5 protein-coding genes are annotated in these 4,104 nt (G+C 41.0%); 1 reads left to right on the forward strand and 4 read right to left on the reverse strand.

Features of this window, described 5'->3' with window-relative positions:
* The coding region (locus tag ABEW34_RS29800; protein ID WP_430164835.1) for a hypothetical protein at positions 1-248 on the forward strand (248 nt) is incomplete at its 5' end.
* A gap of 40 nt (positions 249-288) precedes the next feature.
* Here ABEW34_RS29800 and ABEW34_RS29805 read toward each other — a convergent pair.
* From ABEW34_RS29805 to ABEW34_RS29820, 4 genes are all read right to left on the reverse strand, one after another.
* Positions 289-780, reverse strand: coding sequence for a hypothetical protein (locus ABEW34_RS29805; protein ID WP_430164838.1), 492 nt, complete (start codon positions 778-780; stop codon positions 289-291).
* A gap of 15 nt (positions 781-795) precedes the next feature.
* Complete coding sequence (locus ABEW34_RS29810; protein ID WP_430164841.1) at positions 796-3,015, reverse strand: hypothetical protein; 2,220 nt, start codon at positions 3,013-3,015, stop codon at positions 796-798.
* Between the two features lie 129 nt (positions 3,016-3,144).
* Positions 3,145-3,510, reverse strand: coding sequence for a hypothetical protein (locus tag ABEW34_RS29815; protein ID WP_430164844.1), 366 nt, complete (start codon positions 3,508-3,510; stop codon positions 3,145-3,147).
* Positions 3,511-3,535: 25 nt separating this feature from the next.
* Positions 3,536-4,104 (reverse strand): CdiA family toxin C-terminal domain-containing protein (locus ABEW34_RS29820; protein WP_430164847.1); only part of this gene is annotated, 569 nt, incomplete at its 5' end.

Consider the following 4,104-nt stretch of genomic DNA (forward strand, 5'->3'; position numbering starts at 1 on the left):
TTTTATTTCAAACGAGGGGGTTTTTCGACTGCATTTTTATCGTAGCACTCCAGATTGTCAATCTAAGTGCGACACTTCAGCCTGAAAAGCCGCTGAAACCCAAAGCAGATGTAGTGGACTCGGCTCAGGCATACCACACGTGGACCATCGGACGTTTCCCTCAATGCCATCCGTATTGCGGATTGATTCCATTCTTATTAATACCATCGTTGTTGTTGGACGAACACAACCGTCAAAGGACGGAATAATAGGGTCAAAGCTTACCGCTAATTTTAGATTGAGTCATATTTAAATTAGAGTATCTATGTCTATCGGTTCCTTTGTTACAAATTTTTCAAACCATCCGCTTAAGGGCATATGTCCAACATTTTGTATTTCCAATGACTGATGTCGGAGATCAAATAAACCTCCCCTTTCAATGATTTTGATTAGCGGTTCATATACATTTAGATATTTAATAGCTTTTTGATGTTCATCTACATACTTTGACAATTGAATGTAGTATTCAAATACTTTCCCTGTGTATATACTTCTACCTAAAAACTTTGATGCTTCTTCACTGCAATAATTTGAAATCACTATTTCTTCCTCATTGTCACCAAGCAATTGGGCTATATTTGAAAACAAGGGTGGCCTCGGTTTAATCAATTCCTCCTTAAAAAACTGGGCCAATCTCCTCAAAAATTCTTGTGCTAACTTAACATCCGCTTTTGATACATTTGTACCTATTGCATCCCATTTCACACTATTGATTTTCACTATAGCTTCATCTAAATACATTTTCCCACCTCTTAGTTAATAGTCTATATCTTTTTCGAAATATTTGTTAAATTCCTTTGATTGATTATATCCTGGAAACGAAGGCGGATTAGGATCTGTTATATTAGCTTTGTCATGTGCATTTTTATGAATGTCGATTTCAAATATCTCGTCCTTGTAGTTCCAAGTAGATGGATCTCTTAAAGGCATCTCTCCATCCATAAATTCTTTTTCTTTAATCTCATGATTTGCCAATTTCCTAAACCATTCTTTTTCCTCATCTGTTAATTCGCCCTTTTGAGCCTTCTGCCATGCATATGCAATATCTGCATCAGCTTGAAAATATAATTCTTCGTATGGTTTACCACCTATAGATAACTGTTTTATGTCTAAGAATAAATGTTTTTTCATTTTTAATATTTGTTCTTCTGTTAATCCTGTATTCTTTGCAACTGTTTCAATATCATCTACACCCAATTTTCTAATTTCGATATATTTCCTCTCTAGTAATGCCTGAAATCCATCTTCTGGTACTATGATATGCATTTTCATTTCTATAGGATCTGTTATATAGTCAGGTTTCCCCGTGCCCGACATTTTCCCACCAGTTCCATTCGGAGGCCCTGTTCTACCCTTACCTGCCCCTTGATAAATCGCCGCATCATCAAACTCATCAATCGGCTTATTTACACCCGGTCCGCCTTTTGAAGGCTCTTTCGTTGTTGTCTTTGTTTTCGGCAGTGCAGGTGCTTCCTTCGGTTTTGGCGGTTTGACATTTTCCAGCTTGAACTTCGTCCAAGTATCATCCAGCGCCGCTACATTTCGGCCATTCGCCAGTTTATTCGCTGCGGCATACAAGCCATGCTTCAGCAAAATACCCAAGTTCACAACTGTCAGCGCAATGCCCAACTTGTCCAGCATAGATTGGTCGATGCCAAATATGGAAGGGTTGGTGCTATCATCACCGTTCTTTAGATCGATTAACTTTTCTGCATTGACCCAAATCATGGCTGCGCCTAAAGCAACATCAGCCGCTGCTAAAAGATACAGCGATCCCCCGCCTGTCGGGATCGCCGCAATAATCGCAATAACCCCAAAAATAATATTAAATTCCGCTATTAGCATTTGCGGACCAAGGATTAATTCCTCATACGTATATCGAGATAAGTATACCGTTTTTGCTGTCTGCTTGCTCAGGTAGTCCGGCTTTTGCGGAATCATATTTTCCAACGCCCAGGCATCCAGCGCAGGTGCCATTTGTTCCAAGAAGCTCTGAACCCCAGGCGCATTCAGCACCTCGTGAATCATCCCCGACAACATGTTCTCCTTCGGAGGACTAGACGAAAGCACTGGCGGCGCGGGCAGCATCGATTGAATTTCTGCCAGCGACTTCCCTTCCTTTCGACCATGCTCGCTGATCGCCGCTACCTCTTGATTCCAATTATGCACCGCCGTTCGATCCCGATCCTGCTGATCGTACGCCTGCTGTCTACTCGCAAGCTCTCCCTCTGTATCTTTGCTTGGTTCACTCGATTTTGGACCATACCTCTTCTGATAAAACTCTTGCTGCTTTTCCGTCGATTGAGTCTTGATCCAGTTCTTTGCTTTAGCGCCTAAGTTTGGATCATTTTTCATTTGTTCCTTGGTGGCAGGATGAACCTTCTGGTACAAATATTCCTCCGATATCGGAGCCCCATTATACTTCTGCTTTTCTTGCTCCATATTCGCAGCCAACTGCTCGGAAAATTGCTCATCCAGATACATCTGTTCAATCTCTTCATCCGTCAGCAGCTCAGTAAACGGCACCTCCACCTTCTGAAAATCCAGCTTGCTGCTCTTGATGCCGACCCGGTTATCGCTGATCAGCACATAATGGTCCGCATTCGTTTGCAAAGCGACCTGACTGGTCGCCCGCATCCGAATCGATTCGAGGATTCCCTTCTCACTCCCGCTGCCCAGCTCCACCTTATTGCCCGCGACCAGCAGCACATCTTCACTGGCATTCACCGTAATGTTCCCGCCGTCCAAATGCAGGCTGACCGTGCCTTTTTCAAAAAGAACCCCATCGTCTCCCAGCTGCATCTTGGCCGCTCCCGGTGATTCAAACACCTTCGTCGTCGGCTTCTGGAACACCGTCCGGCTTTTCATCTCCTCGCTGCCGCCTCGCACCGAGTTGATCGCCATCGCCTTCTTTTCCACGCTGTTTGGAAAATACACCTTTATCCGCGCGCCCTCATCGGGCAGCACATGAAACATATTGTTGCCTTCCCCCGAATACGGGAACCACCAGTTGCAATAATTTAATCAAGGCATCTTAATGCAAAAAAAGGCTTGTTCCTACTTGAATTTCAAGTGGAGTAAGCCTTCAATTTGCTATTGTAAACTCTACAATATTATCTTTTCTGCCTCGCTCATCGCCTTTAAAATTTCCTCTGTTTCTGTATTACTAAACCGAGAAATAACCTCTTCTAAACCATCCTCTATTAACTTTAAAAAAGCATTATATTTTATATAGGATAACTCCTCTGGATAACCAGGAAATTCTTTGCTTAAGACGACTTCGTCTACTTCACATCTTTCATCATCACCATCATCATAAGTACTGTAAGTAGCTATCATACAAACATCATCAAAACTAACACCTTCTTTTGTCGAAATAATATTTATACATTTCAAAATTCTTGATTTATTTATAAAAATATCTCTAATAAAATTTTCATTCCAGTCATTACTCATTATTATTTTATTCATATATTATTCTCCCACCTATACATTATTAGTCAAAATTTAATACTGGATGAAAGTTGGTTATTTCTCCATCTCTAAAATACCCCACAAATTTCATTCCATTCGATGCTTCACCACAAATTAAGTACCCCTGCAAATATCCATTTTCCATTGCTTCGAGACCCCATTGATATATTTGTTCATCGCTGTATACTGTAGGATCGTATACTGTTTTTGGATTGCCTACATATTTATACTCATCGAAATAAGTTCCTTTCCCATCACTTTTCGGTATTTTATACTTTATAGTCATTAATCCCGGAAAATCCTTATCATATACAATATCTTTTGGGCTTACCATATTATTGATATCTTTACCTGATGATTCTAGTGCTTTATAAAACTCTTCAGAATTATGTGTTCCGTTAACTCCTTTTTTACCACTGAGAGGATCATTGGTAGCTATTAGATGCGATTTAGCATTAGAAGAAATTGTATATTCAATATCATGCATTGATTTTCCTTGCTTCCATGACTCAACACTTCCACCAACTTTACCCGTTGCACTCCGAGGCTCCGGTCTCCCCTTACCCGCCCCCTGATAAATCGATGCATCAT

The organism is Paenibacillus algorifonticola, assembly GCF_050481745.1.
Lineage (GTDB): Bacteria > Bacillota > Bacilli > Paenibacillales > Paenibacillaceae > Pristimantibacillus > Pristimantibacillus algorifonticola_A.